This window comes from Pseudarthrobacter sp. NIBRBAC000502772, assembly GCF_006517235.1.
Lineage (GTDB): Bacteria > Actinomycetota > Actinomycetes > Actinomycetales > Micrococcaceae > Arthrobacter.
Genome location: NZ_CP041188.1, coordinates 1,506,440 through 1,524,024, shown reverse-complemented (window position 1 = coordinate 1,524,024; position 17,585 = coordinate 1,506,440). Strand labels below are relative to the sequence as shown.

The 17,585-nt window shown below is 65.9% G+C and carries 19 protein-coding genes; 3 read left to right on the top strand and 16 right to left on the bottom strand.

Going from position 1 to position 17,585, the window contains the following annotated elements; all coding sequences use genetic code 11:
* Positions 1–8: 8 nt before the first annotated feature.
* The 4 genes from NIBR502772_RS07265 to NIBR502772_RS07250 all read right to left on the bottom strand — a co-directional run bounded on the left by NIBR502772_RS07265 (position 9) and on the right by NIBR502772_RS07250 (position 4,819).
* Entirely contained in the window at positions 9–1,820 is a 1,812-nt protein-coding gene (locus NIBR502772_RS07265) for an ABC transporter permease (protein WP_371706783.1), read from the bottom strand.
* On the bottom strand, positions 1,817–2,947 hold the full coding sequence (locus NIBR502772_RS07260) for an ABC transporter ATP-binding protein (RefSeq protein ID WP_141139665.1): 1,131 nt from the start codon (positions 2,945–2,947) through the stop codon (positions 1,817–1,819). The genes NIBR502772_RS07265 and NIBR502772_RS07260 overlap by 4 nt, the downstream gene beginning before the upstream one ends.
* A 59-nt stretch (positions 2,948–3,006) precedes the next feature.
* Positions 3,007–4,092, bottom strand: a complete 1,086-nt coding sequence (locus NIBR502772_RS07255; RefSeq protein WP_141139664.1) for an extracellular solute-binding protein — start codon at positions 4,090–4,092, stop codon at positions 3,007–3,009.
* A gap of 208 nt (positions 4,093–4,300) precedes the next feature.
* Positions 4,301–4,819: a GNAT family N-acetyltransferase gene (locus NIBR502772_RS07250; RefSeq protein ID WP_210412400.1), complete on the bottom strand. Its 519-nt coding sequence runs from the start codon at positions 4,817–4,819 to the stop codon at positions 4,301–4,303.
* A gap of 44 nt (positions 4,820–4,863) precedes the next feature.
* Here NIBR502772_RS07250 and NIBR502772_RS07245 point away from each other — a divergent pair, with 44 nt between their 5' ends.
* Positions 4,864–5,682, top strand: coding sequence for an alpha/beta fold hydrolase (locus NIBR502772_RS07245; RefSeq protein WP_141139663.1), 819 nt, complete (start codon positions 4,864–4,866; stop codon positions 5,680–5,682).
* A 95-nt stretch (positions 5,683–5,777) separates the two neighbouring features.
* Here the strand turns inward: NIBR502772_RS07245 and NIBR502772_RS07240 are convergent, their stop codons facing one another.
* A complete protein-coding gene (locus NIBR502772_RS07240; protein WP_141139662.1) occupies positions 5,778–6,266 on the bottom strand; it encodes a MarR family winged helix-turn-helix transcriptional regulator in 489 nt (162 codons plus the stop codon).
* Between the two features lie 45 nt (positions 6,267–6,311).
* Here NIBR502772_RS07240 and NIBR502772_RS07235 point away from each other — a divergent pair, with 45 nt between their 5' ends.
* Positions 6,312–7,235, top strand: coding sequence for an EamA family transporter (locus NIBR502772_RS07235; protein ID WP_141139661.1), 924 nt, complete (start codon positions 6,312–6,314; stop codon positions 7,233–7,235).
* Between the two features lie 189 nt (positions 7,236–7,424).
* Here NIBR502772_RS07235 and NIBR502772_RS07230 read toward each other — a convergent pair whose 3' ends face one another.
* The 10 genes from NIBR502772_RS07230 to NIBR502772_RS07185 form a co-directional block, all read right to left on the bottom strand.
* A complete protein-coding gene (locus NIBR502772_RS07230; RefSeq protein WP_246848720.1) occupies positions 7,425–8,741 on the bottom strand; it encodes a hypothetical protein in 1,317 nt (438 codons plus the stop codon).
* A gap of 108 nt (positions 8,742–8,849) precedes the next feature.
* Complete coding sequence (locus NIBR502772_RS07225; RefSeq protein WP_141141975.1) at positions 8,850–9,602, bottom strand: amino acid ABC transporter ATP-binding protein; 753 nt, start codon at positions 9,600–9,602, stop codon at positions 8,850–8,852.
* Between the two features lie 11 nt (positions 9,603–9,613).
* Positions 9,614–10,597, bottom strand: a complete 984-nt coding sequence (locus NIBR502772_RS07220; RefSeq protein WP_371706781.1) for an amino acid ABC transporter permease — start codon at positions 10,595–10,597, stop codon at positions 9,614–9,616.
* A gap of 6 nt (positions 10,598–10,603) precedes the next feature.
* Positions 10,604–11,506, bottom strand: a complete 903-nt coding sequence (locus NIBR502772_RS07215) for an ABC transporter substrate-binding protein (RefSeq protein ID WP_058929859.1) — start codon at positions 11,504–11,506, stop codon at positions 10,604–10,606.
* A gap of 181 nt (positions 11,507–11,687) precedes the next feature.
* Positions 11,688–12,635, bottom strand: a complete 948-nt coding sequence (locus NIBR502772_RS07210; RefSeq protein WP_141139660.1) for a 2-hydroxyacid dehydrogenase — start codon at positions 12,633–12,635, stop codon at positions 11,688–11,690.
* A 45-nt stretch (positions 12,636–12,680) separates the two neighbouring features.
* Positions 12,681–13,016 (bottom strand): cupin domain-containing protein, encoded by a 336-nt coding sequence (locus NIBR502772_RS07205; protein ID WP_056346835.1) that lies wholly within the window; start codon positions 13,014–13,016, stop codon positions 12,681–12,683.
* Between the two features lie 86 nt (positions 13,017–13,102).
* A complete protein-coding gene (locus tag NIBR502772_RS07200; RefSeq protein ID WP_141139659.1) occupies positions 13,103–14,290 on the bottom strand; it encodes a serine hydrolase in 1,188 nt (395 codons plus the stop codon).
* Between the two features lie 127 nt (positions 14,291–14,417).
* On the bottom strand, positions 14,418–15,068 hold the full coding sequence (locus NIBR502772_RS07195; RefSeq protein WP_141139658.1) for a hypothetical protein: 651 nt from the start codon (positions 15,066–15,068) through the stop codon (positions 14,418–14,420).
* A gap of 62 nt (positions 15,069–15,130) precedes the next feature.
* Positions 15,131–15,637, bottom strand: a complete 507-nt coding sequence (locus tag NIBR502772_RS07190) for a GNAT family N-acetyltransferase (protein ID WP_141139657.1) — start codon at positions 15,635–15,637, stop codon at positions 15,131–15,133.
* Between the two features lie 13 nt (positions 15,638–15,650).
* On the bottom strand, positions 15,651–16,538 hold the full coding sequence (locus tag NIBR502772_RS07185; RefSeq protein WP_141139656.1) for an alpha/beta fold hydrolase: 888 nt from the start codon (positions 16,536–16,538) through the stop codon (positions 15,651–15,653).
* Between the two features lie 158 nt (positions 16,539–16,696).
* On the opposite strand from NIBR502772_RS07185, the gene NIBR502772_RS07180 reads away from it, so the two are divergent.
* Positions 16,697–17,134 (top strand): nuclear transport factor 2 family protein, encoded by a 438-nt coding sequence (locus NIBR502772_RS07180; RefSeq protein WP_141139655.1) that lies wholly within the window; start codon positions 16,697–16,699, stop codon positions 17,132–17,134.
* Between the two features lie 12 nt (positions 17,135–17,146).
* Here NIBR502772_RS07180 and NIBR502772_RS07175 read toward each other — a convergent pair whose 3' ends face one another.
* Positions 17,147–17,491, bottom strand: coding sequence for an iron chaperone (locus NIBR502772_RS07175; protein WP_141139654.1), 345 nt, complete (start codon positions 17,489–17,491; stop codon positions 17,147–17,149).
* Positions 17,492–17,585 lie beyond the last annotated feature (94 nt).

Sequence of the window (17,585 nt, the reverse complement as noted above, 5' to 3'; positions counted from 1 at the left end):
TTGTTCCTTTAGTTTTGTGTCGTGACGGGTTCGACGGCGGTGCTCGCCGGCTGTTCGGCTGCCGCCCGTTTCCGGCGGCTGGCGGAGCGGCGGCTGGCTGGGCGGCGGCTGGCTGGGCGGCGCCCGGCGGACGGACGGCCGTAGACCAGCCACATGGTGGTCGCGGTGATCAGCATGAGCAGAACCGTGTAGACGAACGTCAGCGCCGTGCCGTCATTGAGCGTGTCCTCACCGGTGGCGTTCTTGATGACGATGCCCAGCGGCTGGTAGAGCGGGTGCGAGACGAACACGGCGGTGTCGTAGTCGTCCAGCAGGCTGTTGAAGTTCAGCGCCGCGATGGCTGCCGCGGTGGGTAACACCACGGGCAGCAGCACCAGGCGGAAGGTTGTCAGCGGCCCGGCTCCCAGGATCGCCGCCGCCTCTTCGAGCTGGTCCGGCACGCCAGTGAAGGCCGCCTTAAGCATCCGAAGCGTGAACGGGATCTTGAGGATCACGTACGTGATGCCCAACAGCGCCACAGTGCCTGTCAGGACGACATTGCCCATGATCCAGCTGGCGTGGTCGTAGGCGATGATCAGCCCCAGGGCGATCAGCGTCGAAGGCAGGATCCACGGGATGTGCAGTACGAATTCGATGCACGCGGTCACCTTGTTCCGGTGCTGCTGCAGCAGGCGCGCCACAAACAGCATGCCCGCCACCACCGTGACCGACGCGAACGCGCCGTAGCCGAGGGACACCAGGAACGGCCAGAACGCCTTGTAGTCGCTGAACACGAGCGCGTAATTCCTCAGGGTAAAGCTCTCCCACGTCAGGGTTCCGGAGCTGATCGACGAGGCGCTGGTGAAGGAGAAGACCACAATCAGCAGCGGCGGCACCACGTAGACGGCCAGCAGGGCGTAGGCGGCGGCGTGGACGGCCGCGTTGGCCCAGCGGTTTCCGATCTTCTGCTTTTTCATCGCAGTGGGGACCTTGGAGACCGCGAAGTATGTGCCGCCCTTCTCCATCCGGTTCAGGACGGCCAGCAGCACCATGGTGGATACGCCGAGCACGATGGCCAGCGTGGCGGCGAGGTCACGGGACGACGGGGAGTTGGCGAAGGTCAGGATCATGGGTGTGATGGTCTGGAAACCGGTGCCGCCGAGTACCTGCGGCGCCGCCAGCGCACCCAGCCCGCCCAGGAAGGTCAGAATGGTGATGGCGTAGAGCATGGGCCGGATGGTGGGCAGCACGATGGTCAGCAGTACCCGCCAGGTGGAGGCGCCCATCATTTTGGCCGCCTCGACGGTCTGGAAGTCCACCCGGGCCAGGGCGTTGGTCATAAACAGCAGGTGGTTGCCGGTGCCGGCAACGGTCATCACGAACACGACGGCGGCCATGCCGGTGAACCAGGCCCGGTCCATGTCCGGGAACGCGCCAGCCAGCAGATTGGTCACGAAGCCGTGCTCGCCATAGATGATCTTGTAGCCGGCCACCTGGACGATCCCGCCGTAGATCAGCGTCGTGGCGTAGCCCAGGTAGAGAATGCGAGCGCCCCTGATGTCGAAGTACCGGGTCGCGAGCACAATGAAGACGCCCACCAGGTTGACCGTCACGGAGAGCACCACCGCCAGCAGGAAGCTGTTGCGCAGCGAGTCCATGGCCCGCCGCGAGGATCCCAGCCGATCCAAGGCGCGGAAGGACGGCTCGCCGTCGGGCATAAAGACTTCGCCGAACAGCCGCACGTTCGGCCAGACGAGGAAGGCCGCGGAGAACCACAGCAGCGCGGCACCGACCACGAGGAACAGCGGCGAGCGCAGCATCTTGCGTACGGACGTGTTCACCGGGACGCCCCTGCGGGTAAGGGAGCCTGCGGCGTCTGTTCCTGCAGCGTCTGAACCGGCTCCTGCGCGTTGGCGGCCGGATATTGCAGCACGTCCGCCGGATCGATGCTGACGTCAACCCTGTCGCCGGGGGCGAAGCCGGGGTGCCCGGACTCCTGGATGATCCCCTTGGCCACTCCCCCGTCGCGCACGTCCAGCTCCACCCGGTAGCTGCTGTAGACGCCGTGGTACTGGCGCGAGCGCACGGTGCCGGGCAGCGTAAGCCGGGCGCCGCCGTCGTACGCGTTTCCTGCCGGGGCGTGCAGCCCCACCTTCTCCACCCTGAGGTACGACGCCGATGCAGGGTTGAGCGGGGCGGTCCCCCTGGTGCCGCTCGGGTGGGCGGAGAGTGCGGCGACCGTTCCTGCGGCGAGCCGGTTAACGTCGCCGATGAAGTTGCAGACGAATTCCGTGGCGGAGCGCATGTAGACCTCCTGCGGGGTTCCCACCTGCTCGATCCGGCCCTTGTTCATCACCGCGATCCGGGTGCTCATGGTCAGCGCCTCGTCCTGGTCATGGGTGACGTAGACCGTGGTGATGCCGAACTGCTCCTGCAGTTCTTTGAGCTGGCCGCGCAACTGGTGGCGGAGCTTGGCGTCGAGGTTGGAGAGCGGCTCGTCGAGCAGCAGGATCTTGGGGCGCAGCACCAGGGCGCGGGCGATCGCGACGCGCTGCTGCTGGCCGCCGGAAAGTTCGGTAACGCCCTTTCCCAGCTGGACGCTGTCGAGTTCCACCGCGTTGGCGATCTCGTCCACGCGGCGGGTGGTCTCGGCTTTCGACACGCCTGAGACCTTGAGGCCGAAGGCGATGTTCTCCCGGACCGTCATGGTGGGGAAAAGGGCGTAGTTCTGGAAGACCATGCCGATCTGGCGGCGCTGGCTGGGCAGGTGGGTGACCCGGGCGCCGTCGACGTAAACATCGCCGGCGGTGGGATCGATAAAGCCTGCCAGGGTGCGCAGGGCCGTGGACTTGCCGCAGCCCGAGGGGCCGAGCAGGGTGAAAAACTCGCCCTCCTCGATGGTCAGGTTGAACCCGGGGAGCGCGTGGAAGTCGTCAAAAACAACGTCAATGTTCTTATAGGTGATCATGGCGATGGTCCTTGGCCCGGGTGCCCGGATTCCTCCGGGCACCCGGGGGCGGGAACTTCCTACTTCCGGTACTCGAGTTCGATCTTTTCAACCCAGGCGTCGATATTTTCGGCTACCAGGGCCCAGTCGATGTCCTGCGGCGTGAAGGCTTCGGTCTGCTCGATGGCCTGCTTGTTGGCATCAGCGAGGGCTTGGGTGTTGGTCGGTGCGGTGAAGAACTCGTTGGACCAGGCGGCCTGCACCTTGGCGCTGCCGAACCAGTCGATGAAGTCCTGCGCGGCCTCGGCCTGGTCGGTGCCCTTGACCATGGCCACGTGCTGGACGGCGAACGGCACACCGACCTCCGGCTGGACGGCCTTGGTGGCGACGCCGTACTCGGCTTCGCGGCTGTTCTTGCCGGCGAGCCACATCTGGCCGGCGTCGACAGTACCGGCCTTCATCCGCGCGTAGAGGTCTTCACCCTTGACCGCGGTGCTGCCGTGCTCGAAGTAGGCGGCCATCTGGTCCCAGCCTTCCTTGCTGATGCCCAGCTCGCCTTTCGGATCGGCGTAGCGGGCCAGGATGCCGGAGTAGACCATCTGGGTGGTGGCACCGGTGGAGGCCCCGGGCACCTCGTAGCGACCCTTGAACTGGTCCTTGGTCCAGAGATCGGTCCAGTCCCGCGGGGCCGCATCGGCGGATGGGTACGCACCCTCGTTGTAGACCAGCATGATGGGCTCGCGGACAATCGGCCAGAAGGTTTTGTCCTCTTCGTCGCCCATCGCGCTGTCCACCTCGGCGGACCAGGCAGGCGTGTACGGCTCCAGCACGTCCTGGGCCTTGAGCTTCTCGAAGTACACGTTGTTCATGCCGAACGTCACGTCCGCAATCGGGTTGTTCTTCTCGGCCGTCAGGCGGTTCATCACGTCGCCGCCACCGAGGTCCACCAGCTCCAGATCGAAGCCCGCTTGGGCGGCCTGGGCCGTCAGCCATGCGCCGCGCCCGTCGGAGACGGAGTTGCTGTAGACCACCAGGGTGGCGTTGCCGTCCGCGTTGGCGGCGGACTCCCCGGCGCCCGGCGCGCAGGCGGTCAGCAGGAACGATCCTGCGATAAGTGCGGATGCCGCCGTGAGGATGCGGTGTTTCGCGAAGGGTGGGACTTTCATTGCTTGCTCCGGTTTCTGCGCTTGTCGGGTGTATCCAAAAGTCTGAATGTACGCGCGATCATCATTGGGCAGACTTTTCTCCGCACCGTTTTATTTGTGGGATGCACTCGAATGATCGCGCGTTCATATCGAGTGTGTAGGCAGTATTCAACCGCGTGGCCAATCCCCGGTTAACCGAAAGTGAACACCGGTCTCACGTTGCAGCGAGTCAGGACCGGCGAGGCTTCCCGGAGGAGATCCGCACCATGCGGATCTCGCGCACGCCGTCCTCCACATTCACGGTCCCGTCCGCCACGAACCCGTGCTTGCGGTAGAACGCCTGCGCCCGAGGATTTGGATCGGCCACCCAGAGCGCTGCCGAATCGTCAGGTCCGACGACGGTGTCCAGGAGGGCGGCCCCGATGCCAGTCCCGTACTCAGCCGCCACGACGTACAGCACGTAGAGGTGCGTGCCCCACTCCGCCCCGGGGCTCTGCGGAGGCCCTGCCATCGCGATCCCGATCACTTCGCTGTTGCGCTCGGCCACCGCCACGCGGTTTGCGCGGTAGCGCTCATCGCTGAGCATGGCGGTCCAGAACCGCTCCCGGGCAGCAAGCAACCCCGGGTCATCGAGGACGTGGTCCGCCATGACTCCGCGGTACGTCTCAAGCCACGACCGCACATTCACGCGCGCCATCTCGGCCGAGTCCTCGACGCGCGCGTAGCGGACCCTCACCGGGCTATCCATAAGCGAAACTCTACAGAGAGCGGCCCACAGCGTAGCCTGAATCCATGGACTCCGAGGTCCGCTACCTCACGCTCCGCACCGGCATCTCAGTTCCGTGCCTCATCCACGGCGACGCCGATGCGAAACCGGTGCTGCTGCTGCACGCGTGGGGCGAATCAAGCGGCAGCTTTGACCGCCTGATTCCCCTGCTGACCGGCTGCAGAATCTATGCTCCCGACCTCCGCGGGCAAGGCGAGGCGGACAAACCGGAGGGCGGCTACTCCCTGGCGGAACAGGCGGAGGACGCAGCAGCGATCCTGGACGCCCTCAATGTGCCGAGCGCCGTCGTCGTCGGCTCTTCAAGCGGCGGTTACGTCGCCCAGCAGCTGGCCATCGCCCATCCGCAAAGGGTTGCGGCGCTGGTGCTGGCGGGCGCACCCTTGAGCCTCCGCGGGCGGGCACCCTTCGCCGACGAAGTGGACCGCCTGACGGACCCCCTCGACGAGGCCTGGGTCCGGGATTCCCTGTCCTGGTTTACCCTGCTGCACGATGTTCCGCAGCGGTTCCTCGAGGACCGCGTGCGCGACGGTCTCAGAATGCCGGCCCGCGCCTGGAAGGGCATCCTGAGCGGACTGTGCGAGGCCACCCCGCCCACGGAATCGGGAACCATCAACGTGCCCACGCTGATCCTGTGGGGCGGCCAGGACAACCTGCTGCCACGCGGCGACCAGGAAATCTTGGCAGCCCGGATCCCCGGCTCCGTACTGAAGGTCTATCCCGATGTGGCGCACGTGGTGCTGTGGGAGTGCCCGGAGCGCGTGGCAGAAGATACGACGGCGTTCCTCGCCTCCCTCGGGTCCTACACCCTGGGGACCTGGCGATAGGGTGGAGCCATTCCACGACGAAAGGTAGGGTGCTCGCGGCGAGCTGTTCCCGAACCGGACGGCCAACGGACAGCTCGCCGGGGTTGCCGTCGTCCTCAGGAACCAGCCGCATCCTCGATCCGGCGTAGCAGCGATGCAAGTTGCGCCTGTTCCTTGACGCTAAGTGCTGCGACGATGACATGTTCGGTTTCGAGATGGTCAGGCAATGCCTTCTCGATGAGTCCCTTCCCGGCACCGGTGAGCGCAACGACTGTGCCGCGGCCGTCGTCAGGGTTTGCTTCGCGCTTGACGAACCCGCGGCTTTCCAGCTTGTTCAGCCTCTGCGCTACGGCGCTCGTAGAGATCATTGAGTCGCGCGCCAGTTCCGCCGGCGTGATTCGATACGGGGCGCCGCTGCGCAGCAGCGTGGCGAGCACGTCGAACGATGACGCATCCAGGCCATGCCGCGCGAAGGTGTCCGCCAAACGCGATTCCACGGCGGTTGCGGTGCGGCTCAACCGGCCAATGACGGCCATCGGCGAGACGTCGAGGCCCGGCTTCTCGGCGTGCCACTGTTCAAGGATGCGATCCACATTGTCTGCCATGGGCCAAGCCTAGGCAATTGCTAAGCACTTAGCTAGAATAGCTAAGTGCTTAGCAATCGTAGATTCCTCATCCGGACCACTGCCTTGGCGCCCGCTCTGTGGGGCACCACGTACCTTACGACCACAATGTTCCTGCCCGAAGATCGTCCGCTGCTGGCCGCTACGTTGCGCGCGCTCCCCGCGGGAGTGCTGCTCCTATTGGTTTGCCGCCAGTTGCCGCGCGGTGAGTGGTGGTGGAAGTCCTGGGTCCTCGGGATTCTCAACATCGGGGCGTTCTTTGCGCTGCTCTTCATCGCGGCGTACCGGCTTCCCGGCGGTGTGGCGGCGATCGTCGGCGGCATCCAGCCGCTCGTTGTCGCACTCCTGGCCAGCAGGGTCCTCCACGAACGGCTGACCCCGCGCATCGTAGTGGCCGGCGTGACAGCCGTGTTCGGCGTGGGCCTCATAACGCTTCAGGCTCAAGCCCGCCTGGATGCCATCGGAGTCCTCGCCGCAATCGGCGGAACCCTTTCCATGGCGTCCGGGATGGTGCTTTCCAAGAAGTGGGGACAGCCCGCGGCCCCGCTAACCACCACGGCCTGGCAGCTCATCACGGGAGGCCTCACTCTCGCGGTCGTCATGCTCGCGGTCGAGGGGCTTCCCGTCATTCCGCTGACGCCGTCGAACCTTGTCGGCTATGCCTATCTTTCTGTCGTCGGCACCGCCTTCGCCTACGTCATGTGGTTCCGCGGCGTCGCCGGGCTTCCCGCAAGCACCACAGCCTTCCTCGGGCTACTCAGTCCAGTCGCGGCCATCATCCTTGGGTGGGTGGTTGCCGGCGAAGACTTCACGTTGATGCAGACCGCAGGAATCCTCATGGTCCTCGGCTCCATCTCGGCCGCGATCGTCACCAAGAACGTGAAGCCTTCTGGTATCAACAAAGAGCCCGCCGACGAAAGAGGCTCTTTGCCAGTCGCCCCGCCTCCCTGACGAAGCCTTCGCTGCATGGTGCTGCCCTCGGACTGAGAATGACCGTCAACCAGCTGGCCCAGATCAGCCTTCCCCTCGGCGTCGGGGCCTTGGCTGCTCCGCTGGGTGTCGTCGGAATCTTCTGGGGCCAATGCCGCACTCTTGGCTGGGGCGATTGCAATCGCGGCTGGGTCGGAGACGGATTCGTCCCTAGTTGAACGTCCAGGCAGGCGACTCTGCCCTGCCCTGTCGTCGCCGCCGCAGCACCACGATCAGGGCACCGGCGCCGCCCAGCAACAGCGCCGCCGCCCCGGCGGCAATCGCAGGAAGCCCGGGCCCGGAGGCCCCGCCAGTGGCACCCCCAGCTGAAGAACCTCCGGCTGAAGCACCTCCGCCTGACCCCCGGGACTCCGCGCTGGCCTCCCCGCCGTCGGACGTTCCGGCACCAGGCGCGGGCGCACCTGCCGCGGCGATCACCGTCAGGGACCTGCCGCCCCTGTTCACCACCACCACGGAGCCGTCGGCCCGGACAGCCATGCGGCCGGGGTCCTCACCGGTGGGAATCGTCTCCGCCGCGGCCGTAGCCCCGGGCGGGATGACCGAGACCGTGTTGTCCGCACTGTTCGTCACGTAGATCGTGCCGTCCGGAGCGGCCACCACCTCCTGCGGTGCACCGCCCACCGGGATCCGCCGCGCCACCGTGGTTCCGCCGGATTCGATGACCGCCACGTCATTCCTGAGGATGTTTGCCACATAGACGGTTCCGTCCGGCGCGGCGGCAATCCCGTGCGGGTGGTCCTTCGCGCCCACGGTGATGGTGTGGGAGGGGCTCGGCGAACCGGCGGGCACCACGGTGACAGTGCCCTCGTACTCGTTGGTGGCGTACGCGGTCCCGTCCTTCGCCAGGGCCACCTCCACAGGGTAAGGCCCCGCCAGGATGGAGCGCTGGGTCCAGACAGCGCCGGGCGGCACCACCGACACGGTCCCTTCAGCCGGGTTGGTCGCGTAGAGCGATCCGTCCGGTCCGGCCGCCAGCCAGTGCGCGCCCGGGCTCACCGCGATCGCAAAGCCCGCTTCGGCCGCGCCGGGGGCTACAACTCCGATTTGGGCCTGCCCGGACTCGGTCGACTGGAGCACATAGAGGGTCCCGTCCGTCGTCACCGCTAGTGACGAGGGAAGACCTCCCACCTTGATGGTGCGCGAGGCGCGTGTTTCGCCGGGCTGGAAGACGCTGATGCCGCCCGCCCAGTGGTAATCGCTGACGTACAGGGTGCCGTCCGGCGCGGCCGCCACGCCCAAGGGCTGGATGCCGGCGTCGATCACGGTTGAGTCTGTGACGGTGGGGTCAGTCACGGTCGGGCCAGTCACCGTCGCGTCTTCAGCGGACGCCGGAACGGCGACGACGGCGGGGCCCAGCAGGAGCCCGGCCGCGGCCAGCAACGCCACCCCGGCGCGCAGAAGAGTTTTCGCGTTCCCGCCAGGATCTCGCGGACCGCAGGCGGCGCGGTGCATCAGAAAGTTGTTCACAAGTTCCCCCAAAACCTTGAATGCCCTGCGGCAGTGTTCCGATCCTACCTGCCGGACCTGCCGGCGTTAGCCCTGCGGGGTCTTCCGGCTGCCGTCGCGGCCCCGCGCCTACAGCACCTTTGAGAGGAACGCCTTGGTCCGGTCCTGCTGGGGATTGCCCAGCAGCTCGCGGGGCGGGCCCGACTCAACCACCACGCCGCCGTCCATAAAGGCGATGGAGTCCGCCACTTCGCGGGCAAAGCCCATCTCGTGGGTCACCACGATCATGGTCATGCCGCTCGTGGCCAGCTCCTTCATCACGTCCAGCACCTCGCCCACCAGCTCCGGGTCCAGGGCGCTGGTCGGTTCGTCGAAGAGCATCAGCTTCGGATCCATGGCCAGCGCCCGGGCGATGGCCACGCGCTGCTGCTGCCCGCCGGACAGGTGCGCCGGGTAGTGGTCCGCCTTGTCCCCCAGCCCCACGCGCTCCATCAGCTCCAGGGCGCGCAGGCTGGCTTTGGCCTTCGGAATGCGCTTGACCCGCATGGGCGCCTGGATGATGTTTTCCAGCGCGGTCATGTGCGGAAAGAGGTTGAACCGCTGGAACACCATGCCGATGTCGCGGCGCTGGAGCGCTGCTTCCTTGGGCTTGAGCTCATGGAGTTTGTCGCCCTTTTGCCGGTAACCCACCAGCTGCCCCTCCACGAAGAGGCGGCCGGCGTCGATCTTTTCCAGGTGGTTGATGCAGCGCAGGAACGTGGACTTGCCGGAGCCGCTGGGCCCCACGATGCACAGCACCTCGCCCGCCTGGACTTCCAGGCTGATGCTGCGCAGCACGTTGTTGGAACCGAAGCTCTTGGAGATCCGGTCCGCGGTCACCATCGCAGTAGCGCTCATCCCTTGCCTCCCAAGTCATTGCCCAGCGGCGCGGCAGTCACTGCCGCCGCCCCAGTTTCAGTTTCCGACGCCGGTCCCGCCTGCCGCCGTCCCGTACCGCGGGAGAAGCGCTTCTCGATGAAGTGCTGCCCCACCATCAGGACAGACGTGAACAGCAGGTACCAGATCGATGCCACGATGAGCAGCGGCACCGGGGTGAACGTCACGGCGGAGATGCCGCGGGACACCCCATAGAGGTCGATGCTGAGCGGAATGGCCGCCACCAGCGAGGTGGTTTTTAGCATGGAGATCACCTCATTGCCCGTGGGCGGAATGATGATCTTCATGGCCTGCGGAACCACCACGTAACGCATGGTCTGGCCCCACGACATGGCGAGCGCCGTCGACGCCTCCTCCTGGCCCTCATCGACGGACAGCAGTCCGGCGCGGACAATCTCGGACATGTAGGCGGCCTCATTCAGCGCCAGCCCGATCACCGCCGTGATGTAGAGGTTGGTGAACACGTCGTTGGGAATGGTGATCCACGGCGTCATGAACGGTATCCCGATGGTGAACACGGGGTAGATGAGCGCCACGATGCCCCAGAACACCAGCTGGACGTAGACCGGGGTCCCGCGGAAGATCCACAGGTACAGCCAGGCAATGCTCTTGACCACAGGATTCGGCGAGAGCCGCATGATGGCCAGGAGCAGCCCGAGGACGATGGCGCCGATCATGGCGTAGATGGTGAGCGTCAGGGTCACCCAGGCCGCCTGGCTGATCCGGCGGTCGAAGAGGTACTTGCCCACCTCCGCCCAGCCGTAGTCCGGCCGCTGCGAAGCATCCACGATGAACAGCGCCAGCAGGAACACCAGGACGACGGCGATCGAGATCCGCCACGGGTGGCGCAGGGGAACCGCCACGATGGCGTCGCCCTGCGCGTCAGTTCCGCCTGTTGCGGGGTTGGGGCGCGCCATGGCGGCGTGTTTGGGAAGAGTCACGGCTGGTTACTTGGCCGACGACGCCACGTTGAGCGCCGCCGTCTTCACGCCGCCGCTTTCCACGCCCCACTTGGACAGGATCCTGTTGTAGGTTCCGTCGTCGATCAGGGCCTGCAGTGCCTTCTGCAGCACCGGGGTGAACGCGCTCCCCTTGTCCACCGGAATCCCGTAGGGCGCCACTTCAAAGGCATCCCCGGCGGTCTGCAGTTTCTCCTTCGTCTGCGAGATCGCGTAGAGGGTCACCGGCGAGTCCGCACTCATGGCGTCCACCTGGCCCACCACCAGCGCGTTGGTCGCCTGGTCCTGGGCGTCGTACTTGAAGATTTCGATGGCGGGTTTGCCCGCATCCGTGCACGCCTTGGACTTGGCCGGCACCTCGTGGGTGTCCTCATACGTGGTGGCCTGGACGGCAACCTTGAGTCCGCAGGCGTTGTCCGGGTCCACGGTCTTGCCCTTCGGCGCCGCCCACTGGATGCCCGCCGAGTAGTAGTTCACGAAATCCACCTGCTTTTCGCGTTCCAGAGTGTCGGTGAAGGACGACATGCCCATGTCGTCCTTGCCCGCCTTGACGGACGGGAGAATGTTGTCGAACGTGCCGATATCAAAGTTGACCTTCAGCCCGAGCGAGGCCCCCAACGCATTGGTGAGGTCCACCGACCAGCCGGCCGGGGCGCCGTTGCCATCCTTGAATTCGTTGGGCGGGTAATTGTTGGCCATGCCCACGTTCAGGACGCCCGCGGATTTCATTTTCTCCGGCAGCAAAGCCGCAAGTTCCTCATTCTTCTGGACTGCGGTGTCCGCGGAAGAAGACGCTTTATCCGCCGCCGCCGGGGCGCTGTTGTCCACACAACCCGAAAGCATGAGTGCTGTTGCAGCGGTCAGGGCAGGGATTAAATAGCGGTTGCGCATTGGATCCTTAAGTGGTTGAAGATGAAGGTCCGGCACCCGCATTCCGTAAGTCACGGATAGCTTCCGGGCCTCTGGCCTTCAACTCGGAGATAGTGGATGCGCCTACCAGCGTCATGCTAGGCGCAAGTCGTTGGAGAAAAGGCCAAAGACACGGCTCGCCCCCGGAATGCGCCGGCCTCAGCTACCGCCCGGCGGCCCCACCCAGCACCACGTTCACCGGTTCCTGCCCGGCCTGCAGCAACCCGATCTGCTTCCGGATGAGCCGCGCCACCCGCGGCAGCATGGCGGTGCTCGCCCCACCCACGTGCGGGGTGATCAGGACACCGGGTACGGTCCATAGCGGATGATCGCGCGGCAGCGGTTCCGGGTCCGTCACGTCCAGGGCGGCCCGGAGCCTGCCGGACGACGTCTCGCGCAGCAGGGCCTCGGTGTCAGCCACCGGCCCGCGGGCCACATTCACCAGCAGTGCGCCGTCCGGCATCGCCGCCAGGAACCGGGCGTCAACCAGGTGCCGGGTCTGCTCGCTCAGCGGGACGCTGACCACCACAATGTCGTGCAGCGGCAGCTGCTCGTACAGGGAATCAATCCCATGGATCCTGCCGCGCTCATCGTCGCGGCCGCGGCTGGCCAGCCGCGTCACCTCGGTCTCGAACGGCAGCAGCCGGGCCTCAATCGCCTTCCCCACTCCCCCGTAGCCCACCAGCAAAACGCGCCTGTCGGCCAGGCTGGGGCGCTCGCGGTGGTCCCAGGTCCCCGTCGCCGAATTCCGCACAAAGTCCGGGATCCCCCGCTGGCTGGCGATGATCATGCCCAACGCAAGTTCCGCCGTCGACGTCTCATGCACTCCGGCCGCGTTGGCGAACAGGCACCCCGCGGGCAGAACCGCCTCGACGCCGTCGTACCCGATCAGCTGGCTCTGCACCAGGCCGACGTCCACGGAGTCCAGCGCAGCCAGCGCCCCTACCCCGCCCATGTAGGGCGGCACCACAATGTCGAACTGGTCGGCCGGCGCCGGGCCGGTCAGGTCCCACAGGAAGAGTTCGACGCCGGCGGACGGCGCGAGCGCGTCCACCAGGTTCTGGCTGGGCAGACTTACCCGTAGTTTCGGTGATGCGGGCAAACCGGGCATGGGTGCTCCTTCTCTCGACTTCCCTGCCAGTTAACCAGCCCCGGGCTACCTGTCGGTCTTGACCACCGTGAACAGCACCGCCGAGTCCTCTTCCGCTTCCAGGCTATGCAGCCCGTCCGGCACGATCAGGAGATCCCCTGCCTTGCCCTGCCACGACTCCCCGCCAGCCCTCAACCAGACCGATCCCTTCAGCACATAGACCGTTGCCTCGCCGGGGTTCTGGTGCTCGCTGAGCTGCGTGCCGGCACGGAAGGCCATGACGGTCTGGCGCAGTTTCTTCTCATGCCCGCCGAACGCTGTATCGGCTGCCCGCCCGCTGGGCGCCGCAACAGCGGCAGCGATCTGCTGACGGGCCAAAGCCTCAATCGATATCTTTTGCATGACGCTACCGTACCCATGATTGCCGGCGTTGCCGAGGGCTGTTCGCCCACTGTCTTAGCCCATGGCTTATGCCTGTGGTCACCGCACTAGCAGTTGACATCGAGGGCCGTCCGCGCGGCCCTGTACAGCGCGTCCGGTCCGACAGGATTGTCGGGACTGTATGCCGCAGGGTCCCACGATTCCGGCGGGTACGTAATGGCAATTGCCACCTGCCGCTTGGCGTCCGCGCTGGTAACCACCATGGTCCGGTACCCGGCCCAGTCGCCGTCGTGCCCGTAGTAGAAGCCACCGCAGAGGTCCTTCCATCGCAGCAGGCCCATTCCGAAGAAGCCGAAAGGGGCCAGCTGCATCTGCTGGAGGGTGGCCGGCTTCAGGAGCCGCCCCTCCATGAGCGAGGCGTAGAACGTGTTCAGGTCGCCGACAGTCGAGACGACGCCGCCCGCGGGGTTGCCGACGATTGCACCCAAATAGGCCGAGTCCAGCCGTTCGCCGTCAACTTCAAGTTGGCCGTGGATCATGGTGGACGGAGGCGTGCCGGTGCCTGTCAAATGCGTGTCCTTCATTCCCAGTGGTTCAAACACATCGTTTCGCAGGATCTCGGCCACTGGCCGGCCGCGAAGGCGCTCCAGCAGGAGGCCGAGCACGACGTAGTTCGAGTTTGAGTAGTCCGCGCCGCTGCCGGGCGTCCGCACCCATGGCATTGCTCTTGACAAGGCCAGGCTCTCACCCAGCGACAACTTTTGCGTCAGCGCCTGGCGGATGGGCCGGGAGCTGAAAAGTTCCTCTTCGTAGCTGGGGATTCCACTTTCGTGCCGCAGGAGATGTGCCACCGTGACGGCGCCCCGGGGATTCACCAGACTGTCGAAGTCGGGGAGGTGGTTCGCCACCGGATCGTCCAGTTGTACGAGGCCGTCCTCCACGAGCTTGAGCACCGAAACTGCCACCATGGATTTCGTGACGCTGCCGATGTGCGTGGAATCCGAGGCTTCAGCCGGCGCTGCGCTGCCCAGGCTGCGGACCCCACCGGCGTGTGACCAGACTTCGCCGTTGATCCGCGCCTCGATCAGGACGGCCGGAGCCCCGAGGTCCAGCATCCGCCTGCTGAAATCCTCCAGACCGGTCCTGTACTTCGCGGCGGCCTGGGTAGTCTGCACCGGCGCCGTTGGGGATCCGGTGCAGCCGGTCAGCATCACAGCGAGGATGGCGGCCAGGACCAGCAAGCGCCGGAGCGGCGGCAGGAGTTTCACTGAACCGGGTTTGGCGGGCTCCGACATGTCAGCACGTCCCTTGTGGTTCGGGAGGCGCCGGGAGCTCGGACGGGCAGACTGCGCCGATACCGCCCATGTTCCTCAACCCCTCGCGGAGCGTCAAGGCAAACCCGCGCCCCGGTGAACGCAGGCCTCAGCCGTGGGTGACTGCCGCCCCCAGAAGCCCGAACAGCGTTCCGGCCGCCAAGGCTATCAGGGCCCGCTTCCCTGTGGGATACAGCCAGGGCACGACGAAGACAGCCACCGCGAGGATGAATCCGTTCACCACGCTCATAATGACCGCAAGCCATTCGGTCCCGGTGGACACGCCGAAGCCTCCTCCGCTGCAACCGCTGATCCCGCACCAGGCAAAACCGGCCACGAACCACTGCGGAAGGCTCAGCAAAACTGCCAGAGGTACCGTCCACCGAAGATGCCGGACATACCGAGTGACCCCGTGAATGCTCACTCCCAGATCCTGAGGCACAGGGGCAGGCGTGACGGCGGCCGGCACCGGCTTCCGGGTGTTTAGAACCATCCACCGGAAGAGCGCTGCGTTGACCACCGCAAGGGCGAGGAAACCCAGATAGAAGAGAACCGCCGTCGGCCTCAACCCACCCTGCGGCGGCGGACCCGAGGAATCAAGGAGGAAGACCACGGCGAAATACGCTGCCGAAACGGGAAGCGTCAGGACCACCAAGGACCGCACCAGCCACTCCCGGACCGTCTCATCCAGATCCAGGTCGAGGGATCCGGCGAGGAGCGCAACGCCAATATTGGCAACCGTCCCGGACAGATAAACCACGACAGCGATCCTGGCCCAGCGCGGTGGCGGCCCCTTATCCGGCAAGGATCCTGTCCGCATAGTCATGACCGGGCCCGCCCCGGACGGACCATCCGGATTTCGGGCAGTTCTTCCCACTCGAATGGCAGCTGGCCGCGCGTGCCGTCAGGGCGAAAGCCGTGTTTGACGTAGAAGGCCTGCGCACGGGGATTGTTCTCCAGCACCCAGAGATACGCCGGGCTCTCACCGATGGCCGCGCTCAGCAACGCGGCCCCCAGCCCGCTGCCGTGCGTCCGCCGGAGTGTGTACAGCGAATACAGTTCCAGCGCCTCCGGGCCGTCCTCATCCCGTGCGGGACCCGAGTCGGCGAAACCCACCACTTCATGGTTGGCGTCCACGGCAATGATGCGCGGATCGCTGCCGGCCAGGAATGGTCGACGGCGTTCCACCCGTTCGGGAATGCTGGCCCTCCGGGCCCTGAAGAACTCCGCTGACAGCCGCTCACCATAGGTTTCCTCGTGGGACAGGGTGTGCATATGCACCACGGCTTCAGCGTCCTCGGGGGCGGCCTGCCTGATGAGAAAGTCCATGGCCCCAGCCTAGCTACTTCACCCAGCCCACCTTCCGCAGCCAGCCTGCCAGGATGGGCAGCGCCACCGGGCTGTGCATCGCACCCATGTGATCCAGGCCCGGCAGGACACGGACGTCCCACCCGGCCTTGGTCAGGGCCGCTTGATGCCTCGCCAGGGGCTCCCCGATGGACACGCGCACACCGCCCCAGACCGGTTTGTAGTCGATCTGGTCCTCGGCGCCGGCGAACGCGAGTTTGGGCAGGTCGGCGGGGAGTATGGCGGCGGAATCGTCAAAATCCTGCAGCGCTTCGTACAGCGTGACGAACTGCTGCGTCTGCGCCTCGGTGGTCTGGACCGACACCGAATCCCAGTCGCCCGGTTCGGGTTCCGGGACCGGGCCTGCCGGTTCGCCGGCCGATTCGCCGGCCTTCTGCACGGACATGGCATGCGCGGCGCGGGTGACCGCCAGCATGCTTCGGTACGGACCCTCGAGCGGCGGGAACCCGCCCATGGCGAGCGCCCGCAGACGGTCGGTGCGGAGTGCCAGTTGCAGGCCGCACAGCGCCAGCCAGGAGTAGCCGTAATAGGCAAAACGGTCGACGCCAGCGGCACCGGCAATTGCCAGCAGATCCTTCGCGATGTTCCCCGGGCTGAGCGTCTGCGGCGCCGGGTGGGCCATGCGGTGCGCTTCGTAGTCCGCGGCTATGACGCGGTTGGTTGGTGCCAGTCCGTTGATGAGGTTTGGTCCCAGGTCCGGGTCCCCGCCCCACTGGCGCAGCGTCTCCGCTTCGGCCGTCGTGTGCAGGGCCAGGCTGACCGGCAGGAGGACGCCGGGTCCGTCTCCCTGGACCGTGACCGGGATGGTTGAGCCGTCATGGAGAACTGCCTCAACTGTTTCTGCGTCTGTTTTTGTGCCCATGGATTCCTCTTCCTCCGCGGTATTCACAGAGGGTATCCCCGTTCGTTGACACTCTTCTACGGCGGACGTGTACTTAAATTGGCCCTTGCACCAGCAGGCCAAAACCACGAAGCGGCCCGCAGTTCCGTCAGGCCGCCCTGAACAAAATGGAGGTCGAAATGGGACAGGCACGCGAGGTCATGGACCGTCTGACCACGGCCATGACAGCAAAGGACAAGGAAACCCTGGCGAATTGCTACTCCGCTGATGCCGTGGCCTTCACTCCAGATGAAGGCGAGCTCACCGGGCGTGACGCCATAACCAAGTACTTCTTCAAGTTCTGGGAAGCCATCCCGGACGTCAGGTATGAGTACACGGACAAGCACGAGGCCGGGGAGGTCGCGATCGATGAGGGCTTCGTGGCCGGAACCAACACCGGGCCGCTGAGCCTGCCTACCGGCGAAAGCCTCCCGGCCAGCGGCAAGGAGCTCAGGGTCAGAAGCTGCGACGTCGCCAGGGTCGAGGGAGGCGAAATCACCAGCCACCACTTCTACTTCGACCAGCTGGAGTTCCTCGGACAGCTCGGACTGCTTCCAGAGTCCTTGTCCAAACACTGACCGACGCCGGCCCTACTTGAGGATCTCGGCACGGCGCAGCCGGACGATGTCCTCCAGCACGTCGTCGGGGAGGGGATGCGCCGCCGTGAACCGGATGGTCCCTTTGGACAGGGAGTACCCTCCAAGCCGGCCGGCGACGGCGTCAATCACCGCCGGGGAAAACGGGAAGACGGAGAGGTGCTTGGCTGCCCGGACGACGCCCACGAGCGGCTTTCCCTCAAATTTCAGGGCGGGCATCCCGTAGCTCATCCCCTCCTCGGCCTCCGGCACAACGGCCCTTGCAACCTCGATCACATGCTGCAGGCAGCCGCGGTCGGGCTCAGGCAGATCGGCCAAGGAATCGTCAACGGTGCCCATGGCGCCCATTCTATTCCTGAAGGCGGCGCGTCGATTCCTGAGCGTGGCGCGCCAGGGGCCGCACCTGCCTTTGCGGCAAGTGCGGCCCCTTGGT

What these genes read in the sequence shown, in the direction of transcription:
- NIBR502772_RS07260 (WP_141139665.1), bottom strand. Translation starts at nt 2,947, where the DNA reads ATGATCACCTATAAGAACATTGACGTTGTTTTTGACGACTTCCACGCG.
- NIBR502772_RS07255 (WP_141139664.1), bottom strand. Translation starts at nt 4,092, where the DNA reads ATGAAAGTCCCACCCTTCGCGAAACACCGCATCCTCACGGCGGCATCC.
- NIBR502772_RS07250 (WP_210412400.1), bottom strand. Translation starts at nt 4,819, where the DNA reads ATGGATAGCCCGGTGAGGGTCCGCTACGCGCGCGTCGAGGACTCGGCC.
- NIBR502772_RS07245 (WP_141139663.1), top strand. Translation starts at nt 4,864, where the DNA reads ATGGACTCCGAGGTCCGCTACCTCACGCTCCGCACCGGCATCTCAGTT.
- NIBR502772_RS07240 (WP_141139662.1), bottom strand. Translation starts at nt 6,266, where the DNA reads ATGGCAGACAATGTGGATCGCATCCTTGAACAGTGGCACGCCGAGAAG.
- NIBR502772_RS07225 (WP_141141975.1), bottom strand. Translation starts at nt 9,602, where the DNA reads ATGGTGACCGCGGACCGGATCTCCAAGAGCTTCGGTTCCAACAACGTG.
- NIBR502772_RS07215 (WP_058929859.1), bottom strand. Translation starts at nt 11,506, where the DNA reads ATGCGCAACCGCTATTTAATCCCTGCCCTGACCGCTGCAACAGCACTC.
- NIBR502772_RS07210 (WP_141139660.1), bottom strand. Translation starts at nt 12,635, where the DNA reads ATGCCCGGTTTGCCCGCATCACCGAAACTACGGGTAAGTCTGCCCAGC.
- NIBR502772_RS07205 (WP_056346835.1), bottom strand. Translation starts at nt 13,016, where the DNA reads ATGCAAAAGATATCGATTGAGGCTTTGGCCCGTCAGCAGATCGCTGCC.
- NIBR502772_RS07200 (WP_141139659.1), bottom strand. Translation starts at nt 14,290, where the DNA reads ATGTCGGAGCCCGCCAAACCCGGTTCAGTGAAACTCCTGCCGCCGCTC.
- NIBR502772_RS07190 (WP_141139657.1), bottom strand. Translation starts at nt 15,637, where the DNA reads ATGGACTTTCTCATCAGGCAGGCCGCCCCCGAGGACGCTGAAGCCGTG.
- NIBR502772_RS07185 (WP_141139656.1), bottom strand. Translation starts at nt 16,538, where the DNA reads ATGGGCACAAAAACAGACGCAGAAACAGTTGAGGCAGTTCTCCATGAC.
- NIBR502772_RS07180 (WP_141139655.1), top strand. Translation starts at nt 16,697, where the DNA reads ATGGGACAGGCACGCGAGGTCATGGACCGTCTGACCACGGCCATGACA.
- NIBR502772_RS07175 (WP_141139654.1), bottom strand. Translation starts at nt 17,491, where the DNA reads ATGGGCACCGTTGACGATTCCTTGGCCGATCTGCCTGAGCCCGACCGC.